Below are 15,244 nucleotides of genomic sequence, written 5' to 3'. Positions count from 1 at the left end.
CAAAAAAAAATCCTGTTCACTATGTGAATGGGATTTTTTCGTTTATAACATTTCCAAAGATTCTTTGAAGCATATCGTGCTTAGCGCAGGCATCTCCCATGATGTAATCTTCAATTAAAATTATTTTGTTCCCATTTATATCTTGAACTGCAAGAATTTTCTATTCTTGATGCTTGTTCCAATAATATGCTTCAATAAAATTCTTATTTTTCTCTTCATTTTCGCTCATTACAAACTATTCAATCCTACGTTATGCAATCTTCTATTAACGTCTTGTGGAAATGACTTGGCGATTGCTTATGGAGCCAACAGTGGCAAATCAGGCTATTGCCCCGCCCTTAGAACGTTAAACTCTTCACAACAACCGCATTCGCGTCAATGATGAAATGAATAGAGCCAAGCGGAAATCTTAATAAATTAGAACTTTAGCTAGAACAAAAAAGAAACGGCCATGAATATGAAAGAAAAAGTTATAACTACAATTAACCCAACTACGGGAAAAGAAATTTCAAATCACGAATACATTTCAAGTGAGGAAGCTGAAAAGACAGTAAAAAGGTGTCATGATGCCTTTGAGAAATGGAAGCATTTTTCTCTTGGAGAAAGGGCAGATAAAATTAAAGCCATTGGGAAGAGTCTCCAAGAGCACAAAACGGAAATAGCTGAACTTATGACCAAGGAAATGGGAAAGCTATTAGCTCAAAGTGAACATGAGGTAGATCTTTGTACTGCCATTTGTGAGTATACGGCCGAACATGGTCCAGAAGAACTAAAAAACGAAAAACGAACTTTGTCAGATGGGGACAAGGGAATAGTAAGCTATTCGCCAATAGGGGTTATTTATGGGATACAGCCGTGGAACTATCCGTCCTATCAAGTGGTGAGATATGCCATTGCAAACTTAATGGCAGGGAATGGAATCCTATTGAAGCACGCTTCCAATGTTACCGGAACAGGGAAATTATTGGAACGCGTATTTGCAGCGGCAGGTTTGCCAGAGTATTTGTTCAGTACCCTGGTCATTAATCATGAGCAATCAGATGCAATTATAAAAAATGATTATGTACGGGGCATTACCCTAACAGGGAGCTCCGCTGCAGGTAAGAAGATTGGTGAGAAAGCGGGTGCGGTATTAAAGAAAACTGTATTGGAGCTGGGAAGCAATGATGCTTATATTGTTTTAGAGGATGCAGACCTGGAGTTGGCAGTTGAGATGTGTGTAAAGGGACGTATTTACAATAATGGAGAAACTTGTATTGCCGCCAAAAGATTTATTGTGGTAGACAAGGTGTATGATAAATTTAAAGCATCATTTGTCTCAGCCATGAAAGCCCTAAAAGTGGGGGACCCTATGTCTTCAGAAAATGATCTGGGTCCTATTGCCCGTGAAGATTTACGCAAAACTTTACACGAACAAGTACAAGAAAGTGTAGCTAATGGGGCTGAAATTCTATGTGGTGGAAATATTCCGGAGGGAGAAGGATTTTTCTATCCGGCTACAATTCTTGCAAATGTAACACCGGGTCAGCCAGCATACGATGATGAACTTTTTGGACCTGTGGCCTCATTGATTAAAGCCAAGGACGAGAAAGATGCCATGCGCATTGCAAATGACAGTAGATTTGGCCTTGGAGGTGGAATTTTTTCCAAAGACATTGCAAAAGCTACCGAGTTGGCCGAGAAACATTTTGATACGGGAATGATTTTTATCAACACGTTTGGATTAGCATCACCATCGATGCCCTTTGGGGGTGTAAAAAACTCTGGTTTCGGAAGGGAACATGGAGGCTTCGGTATGAAGGAATTTGTTAATGTAAAAGGGATTACTATAGGTGGTTAATATTCCAATATCATTTTTAGTATAATGGTCATCGACAAAAAACCTGCTCATTTCTATGAACAGGTTTTTTGTTTTTCCGCCTCTTAGTGGAATCTTGTTTTTATGCCAATTTTGATTTTAAACGATGCCATAGGTTGCCAATAAGATCTTATTGGTCTCTTCAATATTCTTAAAAACGCTAAAGTCACGACCTTGTGTTCTTTGAGCTCCCAAGGCATTGGCATATCTTGCAGCCCTTATATAATTGGTCTTATCCTGTAGTAGGCCATATCCCAGACCGCCCGCGAAAGAATCACCACAGCCAGTAGTGTCCACTACATGGCTCACCTTCACAGAGGGTACCATTTCATGATGGACCTTGTTATCTTTTTTATAGAAAACAGCTCCTCCTTTGGCATCTAAGGTCACAATTAAGGACTTTATACCTTTGTTCAATGAATGCTCTGCAAACGAGGCCAAATGGTCTGTACTTTCATCATTGACATGAATTAAGTTTTCCAGTTCGTATTCCTTTTCAAACCAACAGCATTTAGACTCTTCAAGATTCATTTTTAATACGTCGATAAACGGGAGCCATTGATCCATATCGATCCAAAACTTCACAAGTCGATCTCCGGTCATTGTAACTGTATTGGTAGGGCCATGGGCATCAAAAATAATAGTGCCTTTGCTATTTTGCTTTATATATTTTAAAGTTTCAAGTGGCACCTCATAATCCGTAATGGGCACACAGACAAAAACATCACAATGTAGTAGCGTTTTAAGATCTTCCGGTACAATGGGATTCATAAATCCTGTTTGTTTTTCTAGCCTGTTGTTCTGGTCAATAAATTTTAAGCTGATAACATCGCCCTGATCCATATCTGAGGTGATATTTTCTGTGTTTATATTGGGATAGGCGGATAGAATTTCTTTTATGGGCCCTTCATCTTTTTTTCTAACGTGGGACACCAAATGAACAGTGCCTTCATTTCCTAATAGTTGGGATAGTCCAATGGCAGTATGCGTGGCACAACCGTACTTTTCTATTATTTCTCCTCTATGGGTTGTAATATGATCTCTTGGAATTGGGCCAAGAACCGCGATATTATACTTTGCCATGGGTTGGTTTGCTTTGTTGTTCAAATCTTTGTGAACGTTTTCTAAGGTTCATCCTAAAATATACGATTTTTTTGGATTTTCCAATGATTAATTTTTGGCCAAGGGTCCAAAGGGTACTTCTTATTTCTTGTTGACCGCATAAACTTAGAAATAGCCCCAAATTGAATCCAAGGGAGATTTAGTCGCTCAACGAGGCAATGTTATGTTGGCAGGAATTCTTAAGAGTGTTGTTATATAGCAAGTTAGGTAATTGTAAGAAAGCCCAACAAGTGAAGACGATCGATCAATTTTAAGATATATGATGTTCGTTTGAACTAGATAGAAGTAAGCAGTACTATTTAAAGTTATAGGTCTTATAGTTTTTCTAATCTAAAATAAGTTTTACATTAGCAACATTAATTAAGGGGGTATTAGCTCAGTTGGTTTAGAGCGCTGCCTTGACAGGGCAGAGGTCACTGGTTCGAATCCAGTATGTCCCACATCACTTACAAAATCCATCCCATTTCTATGGGGTGGATTTTTTATTACCGCATTTGACTTATGATTAAAGTGAAGGGCAAAATGATTTTTCTTCTAAAGGATAGGAACAAAGTTTATCAAAATTTAGGATTGTACTAGTCCTGGTTATTTACCCTGGAAATCCTGTCTAGTCGGTCTAAAAATTTAAATAATTTCCAAAATTCGCTCTAAGGCCATCCCTCTCGATCCTTTGATAAGAATGGTACTTCCTTTAGGTGTATTGTTTTTTAGGTGCTTGGAAAGATCGTCAAAGGTTCTATATTTTTGTAAAGGGCTTTGTGTTTTAAAAAAATTCTCCCCTATCAGATAAACGGCATCAAATTTTGAAGCTGCTGCCAAATCTGCGATGTATTGATGCTCTTGGGCTGCTGTTTCACCCAGTTCGAACATATCTCCGATAAAAACCGTTTTATTCTTCCCATCCATGGAGGTGAAGTTTTCCAAGGCAGCCTTCATGCTGGTTGGATTGGCATTATAGGCATCCAAAATAATTTGGTTGTCATTTTTCTGAATGATCTGTGATCGGTTGTTCTGCGGCTGGTAATTTTCAATGGACCTCTTAATGTCGGCCAGTGGAATTTCAAAATAGTTACCGATTAGAACAGCGACCCCACAATTGGTAAAGTTGTACTTACCTATTAGATTGGATTGTATTTTTGTGCCGCCAGTCTCAAGGGCTACAAAAGGATTGGCACCTAAGTTCTTAATTTGAATTAATTCAGGATCAGTCTGACTGAAACCTAATTTGTTTGGATATGCCTTTAATTTTTTTCTTTGGATGGGATCATCGCCATTAAAAAATACTAGCTTCCTGTGCTCAATCAAGAATTGGTAAAGTTCACACTTACCGATTATAACCCCTTCGGCGCTTCCAAATCCTTCAATATGTGCTTTTCCAAAGTTGGTGATATACCCAAAATCGGGCTCTGCCAAACTGGAAAGAAACTGAATTTCCAGTATATGGTTGGCCCCCATTTCAATAATCGCCAATTCAGTGTCTGGCTTTATAGTTAAAAGGGTTAATGGAACCCCTATGTGATTATTCAGGTTGCCTTTAGTCGCCACTGTTTTGTACTTCGTGGAAAGTACGGCATTAATCAATTCCTTTGTGGTAGTTTTACCATTGCTACCAGTAAGGGCAATGATTTTTGCAGATGAATATTTACGGTGGAAATTTGAAAGCTCCTGAAGAGTTTTTAAAGTGTCGGTTACTAAAATAGTTTTTCCTGGGGTATGGTAGGTGAGATCATCCACTATGGCATAACGTGCTCCCTTGTTTATAGCATCTTGGGCATATTCATTCCCATTGAAATTATCGCCTTTAAGGGCAAAAAAGAGGCAATTCTCCGTTATTTTCCGAGTATCTGTGCTAACGGTCGGGGTTTCTAAATATAGCTTATGTAATTCTTGAATGGTCATTTAATTTATGATAATGTTATAATTAAATTCAGAAGCAAGATAAAACCAAAAAGGAAAATCTTCCATTTTTTTTAAAAATAAATTTATTCCAATAATTTTTACATAACCTCTTATATGGTGGTCATGACAAAAAAATGGGCTCATTTATAAAACCACGATAGTTTTCTTTTAACGAAGTTTATGCGCATAAAAAAAGCCCTGCGAACAGGGCTTTTTTTTATGAATAAGATTTGATTAAGCTTATTTGGCTTTTTTAGTTCTTACAGTCTTGTTTTTATTTTTTGATTTGGAACCTACTCTGGACATGGCGCATCTGAAACCAATATAGTCTGTAGCCATATATTGAGGCATATACCTTCGCTGTGCAGGATCTAACCAATACGCTCTATCTCTCCATGATCCTCCTTTGAAAACTCTTACTTCATCGTTGATCAAGGTGTTTCTATCATTTGACTTATCGTATTTTCCAACTAATTTGCCAATAGAATCTACTTCAATTTTATGCTTTGGAGAGTTGTACATAGTCTTATTCTTGTTCTCCTCTTCATCATCACTGAATTGTTCATAATATCTTGTAGATCCTGGCTCACCATCCCTGTAGCCTCTATTGTCACTGGAAGAGAAATTGGTTCTTAAATAAGTTTCTTGCTCATCAACAGGTACCATTTTTACCTCTCCTGGAAGGTTTACTGCCACGATCTTTCCATTCGGTAAAGTATCGTAAACTATTTCATCCCTCAGTACATTTACCTTGCCATCTTCTCCAATGGCAGATTTCATATAAACGTTTCCTCTATAATAGTTGAAGTCACTTACTTCATCGTCTACAATAGGTCTGTAAACATCGGCAACCCATTCAGATACGTTTCCTGCCATATCATATAGTCCAAAATCATTGGCCTTGTATGATTTTACTTCAGCAGTGATATCAGCTCCGTCATCGGACCAGCCGGCAATTCCGCCGTAATCACCTTTTCCTTGTTTAAAGTTGGCCAATTGATCGCCCCTACCAACTCTTTGTCCATTTCTAGTATAGTCACCTTCCCATGGATATTTTTTTCTTCCTCTATAGTTGTTGTATTCCCTTTGTCCTATTTGGGCTTGTGCAGCATATTCCCATTCAGTTTCTGTGGGTAGTCTATATTCTGGTAAAATAATCCCACTGCTTCTTTTGGCGAATACATTTGTTGAATCCTTTTGTTTTTTGCCCTGAAGGGAATCAATACTTCCATTATAGACAGATTCTGGTCTCATCAAATAGGCTTCAGTACTAAAAGTACCACTACCTTCACCATCAAGGGCCTTATATTTTGCCTCTTGTGCCAAATAACCTTCACGTTCCAGCATCACCTCGTTAACACGATCTGTTCTCCATTCGGCAAACTGTGTAGCCTGTACCCAATTCACACCTACTACTGGATATTCTGCATATGCAGGATGGCGCAGGTAGTTGTTGGTCATTGTTTCGTTGAATCCTAATCTGTTTCTCCACACCAAAGTATCAGGTAGAGCACCTGTATAAATATGTGCATACTGAGGATTGTCTGGAGGATAAACACTTTTTAGATAATCTAAATATTCTAGATACATCACGTTGGTCACCTCTGTTTCGTCCATATAAAAGGACTGAACATGTTGTGAGGTAGCCGTGTTGTTCCAGTCGTGCATAACATCATCCTGCACCTTACCTTTGGTAAAAGTTCCACCTTCCACAAAAACAAGACCTGGAGCCGTTTCTTGCTCCTTAAAGTCTGAATTGAACTGGAAACCACCATCTTTGTCATTAATTTTCCAGCCGGTGGCTCTGGACGTATTCTTTGATGAAGAGGAGTTTTTACTACAACTGGTAAAAGTTCCTGCTACCACTATACAAGAGAGTACAACTTTGATAAATTGTTTTTTCATAATTAGGACTTGAGTTCAAAAAATATAAACTGCTATTAAGTAGTTTGGGATTCGTATTTTAATTTAAATTGATTCACATTTGGCTATTAGAACGATGATTAGCGCATAATATTTTACACTTTTCCATTTTTTTTCATTAATACTGGCCATTCATTCAAATATTGTCAATGCTTACAAAACCCATAACGGTATAAACCCAAGAATAGTATGGCTTAATACTATTCTTTTTAGGTTTATTGAAGTGCTTTTAATTGACGGAGTATAGGATCAAAGTTGTTCTTTAATGGAGGATATCCGTAGGATCACCGTTTTTTTTAATAAGAACATAAGATATCGTTAAATTGTTCGTTAAGTTGTAATACATCTAATTTATTTTAGTTATTCAAATTAATTGAGCATTTTTAAGAACCGGCTTAATCAAAAGTAGAAAATGAAAAAAATATTGACGCTTACGTTATTCGTATTGGTATGTAAATTATCCGCCCAAGAAAACCGTGTAATCACAACTGCAGTTCCTTTTTTAACCATTGCCGCCGATGCAAGGGCAGCTGGTATGGGAGATATGGGCGTTGCAACTTCTACAGATGCCTTTTCACAACAATGGAACCCGGCAAAATTTGCTTTTGCGGAACGGAAAATGGGGATAGGATTGAGTTACACCCCTTACTTGGAAAGTATTATCACAGATATAGCCTTATTAAATGCAGGGTATTACAACAAGCTTAACGATAGAAGTGCTTTTGCTTTAAGTTTGCGCTATTTTACCTTAGGAGAAATAGAATTAAGACAATTTGCCAATGATCCAGGGACCACGGCAAAACCGAATGAATTGGCACTGGATGGTTCTTATTCCTTGAAATTGAGTCAGACCTTTTCCATGGCAGTAGCAGGAAGGTTCATTAGTTCCAATCTAAAGTTCCAAGACGATGCCGGTGCAGATTCTCAGGCAGCGAGTTCTTTTGCAGTTGATGTGGCCGGATACTATCGGTCCAGAGAAATAGCCTATAATAATTTTGACGGTAGATGGAGGGCTGGTTTCAACGTGTCCAATCTTGGAGGTAAAATTGCCTATGATGAAGGTGGACAAGGAAACTTCTTACCTACCAATTTAAAGTTTGGTGCCGGTTTTGATTTTATACTTGATCAAGATAATGTTTTGGGAATAACCTCAGAATTCAATAAATTATTGGTGCCTACCCCAAGAGATTTTGATGGTGACGGGGATGTGGATTCGGCCGATAACGAAGAGTATCAAAAAATCGGATTTTTTAGTGGGGTCTTCGAATCCTTTGGTGATGCGCCTGATGGATTTAGTGAAGAATTAAAGGAGGTTACCTGGGCTTTGGGTCTGGAATACAAATACCAAAACTCCTTCATGTTACGTACCGGGTATTTTAATGAGAGCGAAGAAAAAGGGTCTAGAAAATTCTTTACATTGGGAGCAGGATTCCAATTTAAGGCCACACAGATAGACTTGTCATACTTGTTCTCTTCTTCCAAGGTGCAGAACCCATTGGAGAATACGCTTAGATTTTCGCTTACCTTTAATTTAGGAGAAGAATTTTTAAACGATTAATAGAACAAAGCTTCCTTTTGGTTATAGTATATTTGAAACGATACAATTAACCGTTAAAATAATATTCCTTGAGAAAACAGACCATTTCCTTTGAGATGACCGTTTTTGACGACTTCGACGATTTATCGGCAGAAGATCAAAAACTTATGAAAGCAGCTGTTGCTTCCAGACAAAATGCATATGCACCGTATTCCAACTTTTTGGTGGGTGCCTCAGTACTATTGGAAAATGGTGAAATTGTAATTGGAAATAATCAGGAAAATGCTTCCTATCCCTCTGGCCTCTGCGCCGAAAGGGTTGCTGTGTTCTACGCAGGAGCCAAATATCCTGGCGTACCCATCAAGGCAATTGCCATAACGGCAACTTCTGAGAAATATGTCGTGAAAGAGGCAGCCGCGCCATGCGGCAATTGTAGGCAGGCCATATCGGAATACGAACAAAAGCAAGAGAATCCCATTCAATTGATGTTAATGGGGGAGACCGGCGAAGTTCTAAAATGCAATTCCATTGGAGATATACTCCCACTGGCTTTTGGGAAGTCGTTTTTAGGCTAATCTCAATATTAGGTCAAACAAATTCACTTAAAGTTGCCTTATTTCATATTTTCCTCTCTTTTTGTGGTTTCTCACTAGCTTTTTCTTCAATTTTTTTTCTCTATTGAATTTATGTGTATTTTTGTTTCCTTGTTTGATACATAAGCTTCAATAAATACTGAATTAATGAAAAAAATAACCAAAGAGGTCTACCTTAAGTGGTATGAGGACATGTTGTTCTGGAGAAAATTTGAGGATAAACTAGCCGCAGTCTATATTCAACAGAAAGTAAGAGGCTTTTTGCACTTGTATAACGGGCAAGAGGCAGTTTTGGCAGGCTCTTTGCATGCTATGGACCTTTCTAAGGATAAGATGATCACAGCCTATCGTAATCACGTACAGCCTATTGGGATGGGCGTAGATCCAAGAAGGGTAATGGCAGAATTGTATGGTAAGGTTACTGGTACCTCTAAGGGAATGGGAGGTTCTATGCATATCTTTTCAAAGGAAAAAGGATTTTACGGTGGTCATGGAATTGTAGGGGGCCAAATTCCTTTGGGAGCGGGTATGGCCTTTGCTGACAAATATTTTAAAAGGGAAGCAGTAACCCTTTGTTATATGGGTGATGGTGCCGTTAGACAGGGATCGCTACACGAAAGTTTCAATTTGGCAATGCTTTGGAAACTACCAGTTGTTTTCATCTGTGAAAATAACGGATACGCTATGGGTACTTCTGTGGCCAGGACATCTTTTTCAACTGATATTTGGAAATTGGGCCTAGGCTACGAAATGCCTTGTGGACCAGTAGACGGTATGGATCCGGAAACAGTGGCCAAGGAAGTGAGCAAAGCGGTGGAAAGAGCCAGAAGTGGTGGTGGACCAACATTTTTGGAGATGAAAACATACAGATATAGAGGTCACTCTATGTCAGACGCGCAACACTACAGAACAAAGGATGAGGTTGAGGAATACAAGAAAATAGATCCTATCAACCAAATGTTGGAAATTATCAAGGAAAACAAATATGCAACCGATGATGAGATTAAGAAAATCAACAAACGCGTAAAGGACTTGGTTACCGAATGTGAGAAATTCGCCGACGAATCAGATTACCCGCCGGTACAACAATTGTACGATATGGTATACGAGCAAGAGGATTATCCATTTTTACCACATAAATTATAAGTAGATGGCAGAAGTAATTAACATGCCAAGACTTAGCGATACCATGGAAGAAGGTACGGTAGCTAAGTGGCTTAAAAAAGTAGGTGACAAAATTGAGGAAGGTGATATTTTAGCCGAAATCGAAACTGATAAAGCTACAATGGAGTTCGAATCCTTTCACGAGGGTACGTTACTTCATATTGGCATTCAAGAAGGTGATGGAGCTCCTGTAGATTCCCTTTTGGCAATTATTGGAGAAGAAGGAGAAGATATTTCCGGGCTACTGAAGGGAGATTCAACTACTTCAACTGATTCGGAAGAATCAAAAGAAGAAGAATCGGAAGCGCCATCGGAATCTGATGACACAACTGCTGAAAGTGCCGCTAAAACGTCTGAAGTTCCAGAGGGTGTAGAAATTATAAAAATGCCGCGTTTAAGTGATACCATGGAAGAAGGAACTGTTGCTTCCTGGTTGAAACAAGTGGGTGATGAGGTTGAAGAAGGAGACATCCTTGCAGAGATCGAAACAGATAAGGCCACCATGGAATTTGAATCATTCTATTCAGGTACCTTATTGTATATCGGGATAAAGGAGGGTGAATCCTCTCCTGTTGATGCTGTTTTGGCAATTATAGGTCCAAAAGGGACCAATGTAGAAAGCGTGCTGAGTGGAGCTTCCTCCGGAGGAGATGAAAAGGCACCCACAGCAAAAACGGAAAAGAAAACTGAAGCGAAAGCTGAAGAAAAATCTCCTTCTACATCGGCCCCAGTAGCCGCAAGTGATGGTAAGAGAATCTTTGTTTCTCCATTAGCTAAAAAAATAGCGGATGAAAAGGGCATCGATCTTTCAACTGTTACCGGAAGTGGCGATCACGGTAGGATAGTGAAGAAAGATATTGAGAACTACCAGCCAACTCAAAAGGCTGCCGCATCAGCACCTGCTCAAGCTGCTGCTCCTGCTGAAAAAGCGCAAAGTGTGGCGTTTGCCGCACCTGTAGGTGAGGAAAGTAGTGAAGAGGTGAAAAATTCCCAGATGCGAAAAGTGATCGCAAAAAGATTGGGAGAATCTAAATTTAGCGCCCCTCATTACTATCTTACTATTGAAGTGGACATGGATAATGCCAAAGCTTCAAGAGAACAGATCAATAGCTTGCCAGATACCAAAGTGTCTTTTAATGATATGGTGGTTAAAGCATGTGCCATGGCTTTGAGAAAGCACCCACAAGTAAATACTTCATGGAACGGGGATACCACCCGTTACAATCACCATATAAGTGTTGGAGTTGCGGTTGCTGTTGAAGATGGACTTGTGGTTCCTGTGTTGAAATTTACGGATCAAATGGGCCTAACGCAAATTGGCGCATCTGTACGTGATTTAGCAGGAAAAGCAAGGAACAAGAAATTGACACCGGCAGAAATGGAAGGTAGTACGTTTACAGTATCCAATCTTGGGATGTTCGGAATTTTGGAATTTACTTCCATAATTAACCAGCCCAACTCTGCGATTTTATCTGTAGGTGCTATCGTTGAAAAGCCAGTGGTTAAAAATGGTCAAATTGTGGTAGGGAATACCATGAAGGTTACCTTGGCTTGTGACCATAGAACCGTAGATGGAGCTACTGGAGCACAGTTTATGCAAACACTAAGGTCGTTTTTAGAGAACCCCGTTACAATGCTTGCATAACAATAATAGATTGAAATTATATTATAGAGCATCCCAATGATATTGGGGTGCTTTTTTTTATCTTTAAATCCAAAATAAAATCGATGAAGAAATTTAGTAGGATAGCGCTTTTGGCATTATTGGTTGGATGCGGTTCCGCACAAAATATGGAGACCCAAACAGGTGTTGTCGGAGGTCCCGCAGGTGTTCAAGGTAAAATAGTAAACACTATAGATAATTCTGAGGCTTATGGTTCATCGGACAATGGAGCAATGACCCCTGCATTTGCGGATAAGGTCAAAATTGGGGAAATAATGGATTTCTTGGCCTCAGATGAATTACAGGGCAGGGAAACTGGCAATGAGGGTATAGAAAAGGCGGCGAATTTTATTGAAGGGGTTTTCAAAAAAAACAATATCATGCCCTACTTTGTTGCCTACAAGGATACCCTTACCAATATTGATTCCAATGCCTATAATGTAGTTGGGGTTTTGGAAGGTACTGATCCAATACTTAAAAATGAATTTGTGATTATCGGGGCCCATTATGACCACATCGGTATAATTGCACCAGAGAATGGGGATACAATAGCCAATGGTGCAAACGATAATGCTTCCGGAACAACAACGGTGTTGGAGTTTGCCCGGTATTTCGGCAACAAAAGAAACAATAAAAGGAGTATCATTTTCGCCCTGTTCAGTGCAGAGGAGAAAGGACTGTTGGGCTCTGCCCACTTGGCCAAAAGATTAAAGTCCCAAAATCTTGATCTCTATACCATGTTGAATTTCGAAATGGTCGGGGTCCCACTGGTGGAAAAGGATTACTATGTCTATGTTACCGGATATGAAAAGTCCAATTTAGCGGCCATTAGTAATAATTATGCCAAGGAAAAGTTGGTAGGTTTTCTTCCCACAGCAAAAGAGTACAACCTTTTCCAGCGATCGGACAATTATCCATTTGATAAGGAATTTGCTGTGCCATCACAAACCTATTGTACGTTTGATTTTACCAACTTTGATTTTTATCACAAGGTAGGGGACGAACCAGAACTGATGGATTATGAACACATGGCGAACTTCGTTAATAAAATGTATCCCGTATTAGAAAATATCATCAATGCGCCTACCAAAGAAATAAAATACAATTAAATGTCAAATATTATCATCACAGGTTCCAGTAGGGGCATAGGTTTTGAAATGGCACAGCTTTTTGCCAACGAGGGCCATCAGGTCCTGGCGCTCTCGAGAAATGAAAAGCCCGTAAAAGAACTCAAGCATAAAAACATAGCCACCTTTTCCTTTGATATATCCAAAAAGACGGATATAAAAAGGATGGAAGGCTATATTTCGGAAAATTGGACCACCGTGGATATCCTTATAAACAATGCGGGAAAATTGCTGAACAAGCCATTTTTAGAATCCAGTATGGATGAATTTGAAGAGGTCTATAGGGTAAATGTTTTCGGCGTGGCCCATATCACTCAGAGTGTCATTCCCTATATGTCCAAAAGTGGACATGTAGTAACCATTAGTTCCATGGGCGGTGTACAGGGAAGTGCAAAATTCCCTGGTTTGTCCGCTTACAGTTCAAGTAAAGGTGCTGTGATCACCTTAACGGAATTATGGGCCGAGGAATTTAAAGAAAACGGACCTTCATTTAATGTGTTGGCCCTGGGTGCCGTACAAACAGAAATGTTGGAAGAGGCCTTTCCTGGCTATCAGGCTCCGGTGACCGCCTTAGAAATGGCATCTTATATAAAAGACTTTGCCTTATCAGGACATAAACTATATAACGGAAAAATGCTACAGGTATCCAACAGTACCCCTTAAATGAACGAAGTTTTAAAAAAATACCTTCCAGAAAGAGCGATTGAACCTTGTTTGGTTTTAATCAAGGACAATGGGGTGCATCTTAAGATTGTAAATGAGCGTGTCACAAGGCATGGGGATTATAGGAGATTGCCCAATGGATTGCACCATATTACAGTAAACTCTTCCCTGAACAAATATCGCTTTTTGATAACCTTGGTTCACGAAATAGCTCATTTGGTGGCATTTGAAAAGTATGGAAGACAAATATTGCCACACGGGATAGAATGGAAAAGGACATTTCAATATTTGATGTTGCCTTTCATTAGGCCCGAAATATTTCCGTCCAAACTCCTGCCATTATTGGCGAACCATTTTAAAAATCCAAAAGCAAGTAGTGATACCGATGCAAAATTATCTATTGCTTTAAAGCAGTTTGATAGTCACAATAAGGATAATTCCTATATTTTTGAACTTCCGATAGGCAGTGTCTTTAGGATCTATAATGGCAAGCTATTCAAAAAAGGGAACAAAAGGGTGAAACGGTACGAATGTATTGAAATTGCTACAGGGAAAGTTTATATATTTCAGCCCAATGCAGAGGTTGAATTGATCACAGATTAAAAATATTGACCATGAACAAGAATTATTATGCCATATTAATGGCTGGAGGCGTAGGATCTAGATTTTGGCCTATCAGTACATCGGATTATCCAAAACAATTTCATGACATGCTTGGAACAGGGGATACCCTAATCCAAAAAACGTTCAAAAGGTTAAATAAATTTATACCTACAGAAAATATATTGATCTTAACCAATGAGCGTTATAATGATCTTGTGTTGGAACAATTGCCATTGGTTAAGCAAGACCAAGTAGTTCTTGAGCCTGCCATGAGAAACACGGCTCCGTGTATTTTATATGCGTCCCTTAAGACTCAAAAAATGAATCCCAACGCCGTTATGATCGTGGCGCCAAGTGACCATTGGATTGAAGATGAAGATGCCTTTGCAAAGGATGTGAAGATGTGTTTTGACAAATGTGAAAAAGAAGAAGTTCTATGCACCTTGGGTATTAAGCCGACATTTCCAAACACTGGATTCGGATATATAGAGTTTCAGAAAGGAAACACAGATGTGCTTAAGAAAGTTGATCAATTCAGGGAAAAACCGGATTATGAAACTGCCAAGGAATTTTTGGCGCAGGGTAATTTCTTATGGAATGCCGGTATATTTATGTGGAGCGTTTCCACAATCGTAAATGCTTTTAAAGCATTTCAGCCCTCACAATTTAAACTGTTTGCAGACGGAATGCCTATTTACAACACCGAAGGGGAGCGTTCATTTATACAGGAGAATTATTCGAAGGCCGAAAACATTTCAATAGATTATGCTATCTTAGAACAGTCCAAGTCTATCTTTGTTTTGCCAGCCACCTTTGATTGGAATGATTTGGGTACTTGGGGTTCCCTTTATGATAAATTAGATAAAGATGACAATAGAAATGCCATCGTCAATAGTAAGGTAATAGCAGAGGATGCCCATGGCAATATGATTCGTACCCCAAAAGATAAGATTGTTGTTGTAGATGGTTTAAAGGACTATATTATTGTTGATAAGGAAGAGGTGCTCCTGATATATCCAAAATCAAAGGAACAGGATATTAAAAAAGTATTGAATACCGTCAAAGAAAAGTTTGGCGACCAGCATGCCTAAT

General features: G+C 39.1%; 12 protein-coding genes and 1 tRNA gene. 10 read left to right on the top strand and 3 right to left on the bottom strand.

Annotated features, from left to right (window positions below):
- The first annotated feature begins 451 nt into the window (after window positions 1–451).
- Window positions 452–1,840, top strand: coding sequence for an NAD-dependent succinate-semialdehyde dehydrogenase (locus tag SB49_RS09080; RefSeq protein ID WP_062055860.1), 1,389 nt, complete (start codon window positions 452–454; stop codon window positions 1,838–1,840).
- Window positions 1,841–1,957: 117 nt separating this feature from the next.
- On the opposite strand, the gene SB49_RS09075 is transcribed toward SB49_RS09080, so the two are convergent.
- Window positions 1,958–2,941 carry a carbohydrate kinase family protein gene (locus tag SB49_RS09075; RefSeq protein WP_062055858.1) on the bottom strand — a complete coding sequence of 328 codons (984 nt, stop codon included), beginning with the start codon at window positions 2,939–2,941 and terminating at the stop codon, window positions 1,958–1,960.
- A gap of 404 nt (window positions 2,942–3,345) precedes the next feature.
- On the opposite strand from SB49_RS09075, the gene SB49_RS09070 reads away from it, so the two are divergent.
- A tRNA-Val gene (locus SB49_RS09070) sits at window positions 3,346–3,420 on the top strand.
- A gap of 184 nt (window positions 3,421–3,604) precedes the next feature.
- Here SB49_RS09070 and SB49_RS09065 read toward each other — a convergent pair.
- Together SB49_RS09065 and gldJ are read right to left on the bottom strand one after the other, a co-directional pair.
- Window positions 3,605–4,879, bottom strand: coding sequence for a UDP-N-acetylmuramoyl-tripeptide--D-alanyl-D-alanine ligase (locus SB49_RS09065; RefSeq protein WP_062055857.1), 1,275 nt, complete (start codon window positions 4,877–4,879; stop codon window positions 3,605–3,607).
- A 240-nt stretch (window positions 4,880–5,119) separates the two neighbouring features.
- A complete protein-coding gene (gene gldJ / locus SB49_RS09060; protein ID WP_062055855.1) occupies window positions 5,120–6,784 on the bottom strand; it encodes a gliding motility lipoprotein GldJ in 1,665 nt (554 codons plus the stop codon).
- A gap of 430 nt (window positions 6,785–7,214) precedes the next feature.
- Between gldJ and porV the strand changes: the two genes are divergently transcribed.
- The 8 genes from porV to SB49_RS09020 all read left to right on the top strand — a co-directional run bounded on the left by porV (window position 7,215) and on the right by SB49_RS09020 (window position 15,243).
- Complete coding sequence (porV, locus tag SB49_RS09055; protein ID WP_062055853.1) at window positions 7,215–8,360, top strand: type IX secretion system outer membrane channel protein PorV; 1,146 nt, start codon at window positions 7,215–7,217, stop codon at window positions 8,358–8,360.
- Between the two features lie 68 nt (window positions 8,361–8,428).
- Window positions 8,429–8,914, top strand: a complete 486-nt coding sequence (cdd, locus tag SB49_RS09050; protein WP_062055851.1) for a cytidine deaminase — start codon at window positions 8,429–8,431, stop codon at window positions 8,912–8,914.
- 165 nt (window positions 8,915–9,079) lie between these two features.
- On the top strand, window positions 9,080–10,078 hold the full coding sequence (pdhA, locus tag SB49_RS09045; RefSeq protein ID WP_062055849.1) for a pyruvate dehydrogenase (acetyl-transferring) E1 component subunit alpha: 999 nt from the start codon (window positions 9,080–9,082) through the stop codon (window positions 10,076–10,078).
- Between the two features lie 4 nt (window positions 10,079–10,082).
- Window positions 10,083–11,741 carry a pyruvate dehydrogenase complex dihydrolipoamide acetyltransferase gene (locus SB49_RS09040; RefSeq protein WP_062055847.1) on the top strand — a complete coding sequence of 553 codons (1,659 nt, stop codon included), beginning with the start codon at window positions 10,083–10,085 and terminating at the stop codon, window positions 11,739–11,741.
- Between the two features lie 83 nt (window positions 11,742–11,824).
- Window positions 11,825–12,868, top strand: a complete 1,044-nt coding sequence (locus SB49_RS09035) for a M28 family metallopeptidase (protein WP_062055843.1) — start codon at window positions 11,825–11,827, stop codon at window positions 12,866–12,868.
- Complete coding sequence (locus SB49_RS09030; protein WP_062055842.1) at window positions 12,869–13,549, top strand: SDR family NAD(P)-dependent oxidoreductase; 681 nt, start codon at window positions 12,869–12,871, stop codon at window positions 13,547–13,549.
- Window positions 13,550–14,152, top strand: a complete 603-nt coding sequence (locus SB49_RS09025) for a SprT-like domain-containing protein (RefSeq protein ID WP_062055840.1) — start codon at window positions 13,550–13,552, stop codon at window positions 14,150–14,152.
- Window positions 14,153–14,163: 11 nt separating this feature from the next.
- Entirely contained in the window at window positions 14,164–15,243 is a 1,080-nt protein-coding gene (locus SB49_RS09020; RefSeq protein ID WP_062055838.1) for a mannose-1-phosphate guanylyltransferase, read from the top strand.
- Window position 15,244: the final 1 nt, after the last annotated feature.

Source organism: Sediminicola sp. YIK13, assembly GCF_001430825.1.
Taxonomy (GTDB): Bacteria; Bacteroidota; Bacteroidia; order Flavobacteriales; family Flavobacteriaceae; genus Sediminicola.
This window is presented reverse-complemented; position numbering and strand designations above follow the sequence as displayed.

Coding starts and splice junctions, on each gene's coding strand:
- SB49_RS09040 (WP_062055847.1), top strand. CDS start 10,083: ATGGCAGAAGTAATTAACATGCCAAGACTTAGCGATACCATGGAAGAA.
- gldJ (WP_062055855.1), bottom strand. CDS start 6,784: ATGAAAAAACAATTTATCAAAGTTGTACTCTCTTGTATAGTGGTAGCA.
- SB49_RS09080 (WP_062055860.1), top strand. CDS start 452: ATGAATATGAAAGAAAAAGTTATAACTACAATTAACCCAACTACGGGA.
- SB49_RS09075 (WP_062055858.1), bottom strand. CDS start 2,941: ATGGCAAAGTATAATATCGCGGTTCTTGGCCCAATTCCAAGAGATCAT.
- SB49_RS09020 (WP_062055838.1), top strand. CDS start 14,164: ATGAACAAGAATTATTATGCCATATTAATGGCTGGAGGCGTAGGATCT.
- SB49_RS09030 (WP_062055842.1), top strand. CDS start 12,869: ATGTCAAATATTATCATCACAGGTTCCAGTAGGGGCATAGGTTTTGAA.
- SB49_RS09025 (WP_062055840.1), top strand. CDS start 13,550: ATGAACGAAGTTTTAAAAAAATACCTTCCAGAAAGAGCGATTGAACCT.
- SB49_RS09065 (WP_062055857.1), bottom strand. CDS start 4,879: ATGACCATTCAAGAATTACATAAGCTATATTTAGAAACCCCGACCGTT.
- SB49_RS09035 (WP_062055843.1), top strand. CDS start 11,825: ATGAAGAAATTTAGTAGGATAGCGCTTTTGGCATTATTGGTTGGATGC.
- porV (WP_062055853.1), top strand. CDS start 7,215: ATGAAAAAAATATTGACGCTTACGTTATTCGTATTGGTATGTAAATTA.
- pdhA (WP_062055849.1), top strand. CDS start 9,080: ATGAAAAAAATAACCAAAGAGGTCTACCTTAAGTGGTATGAGGACATG.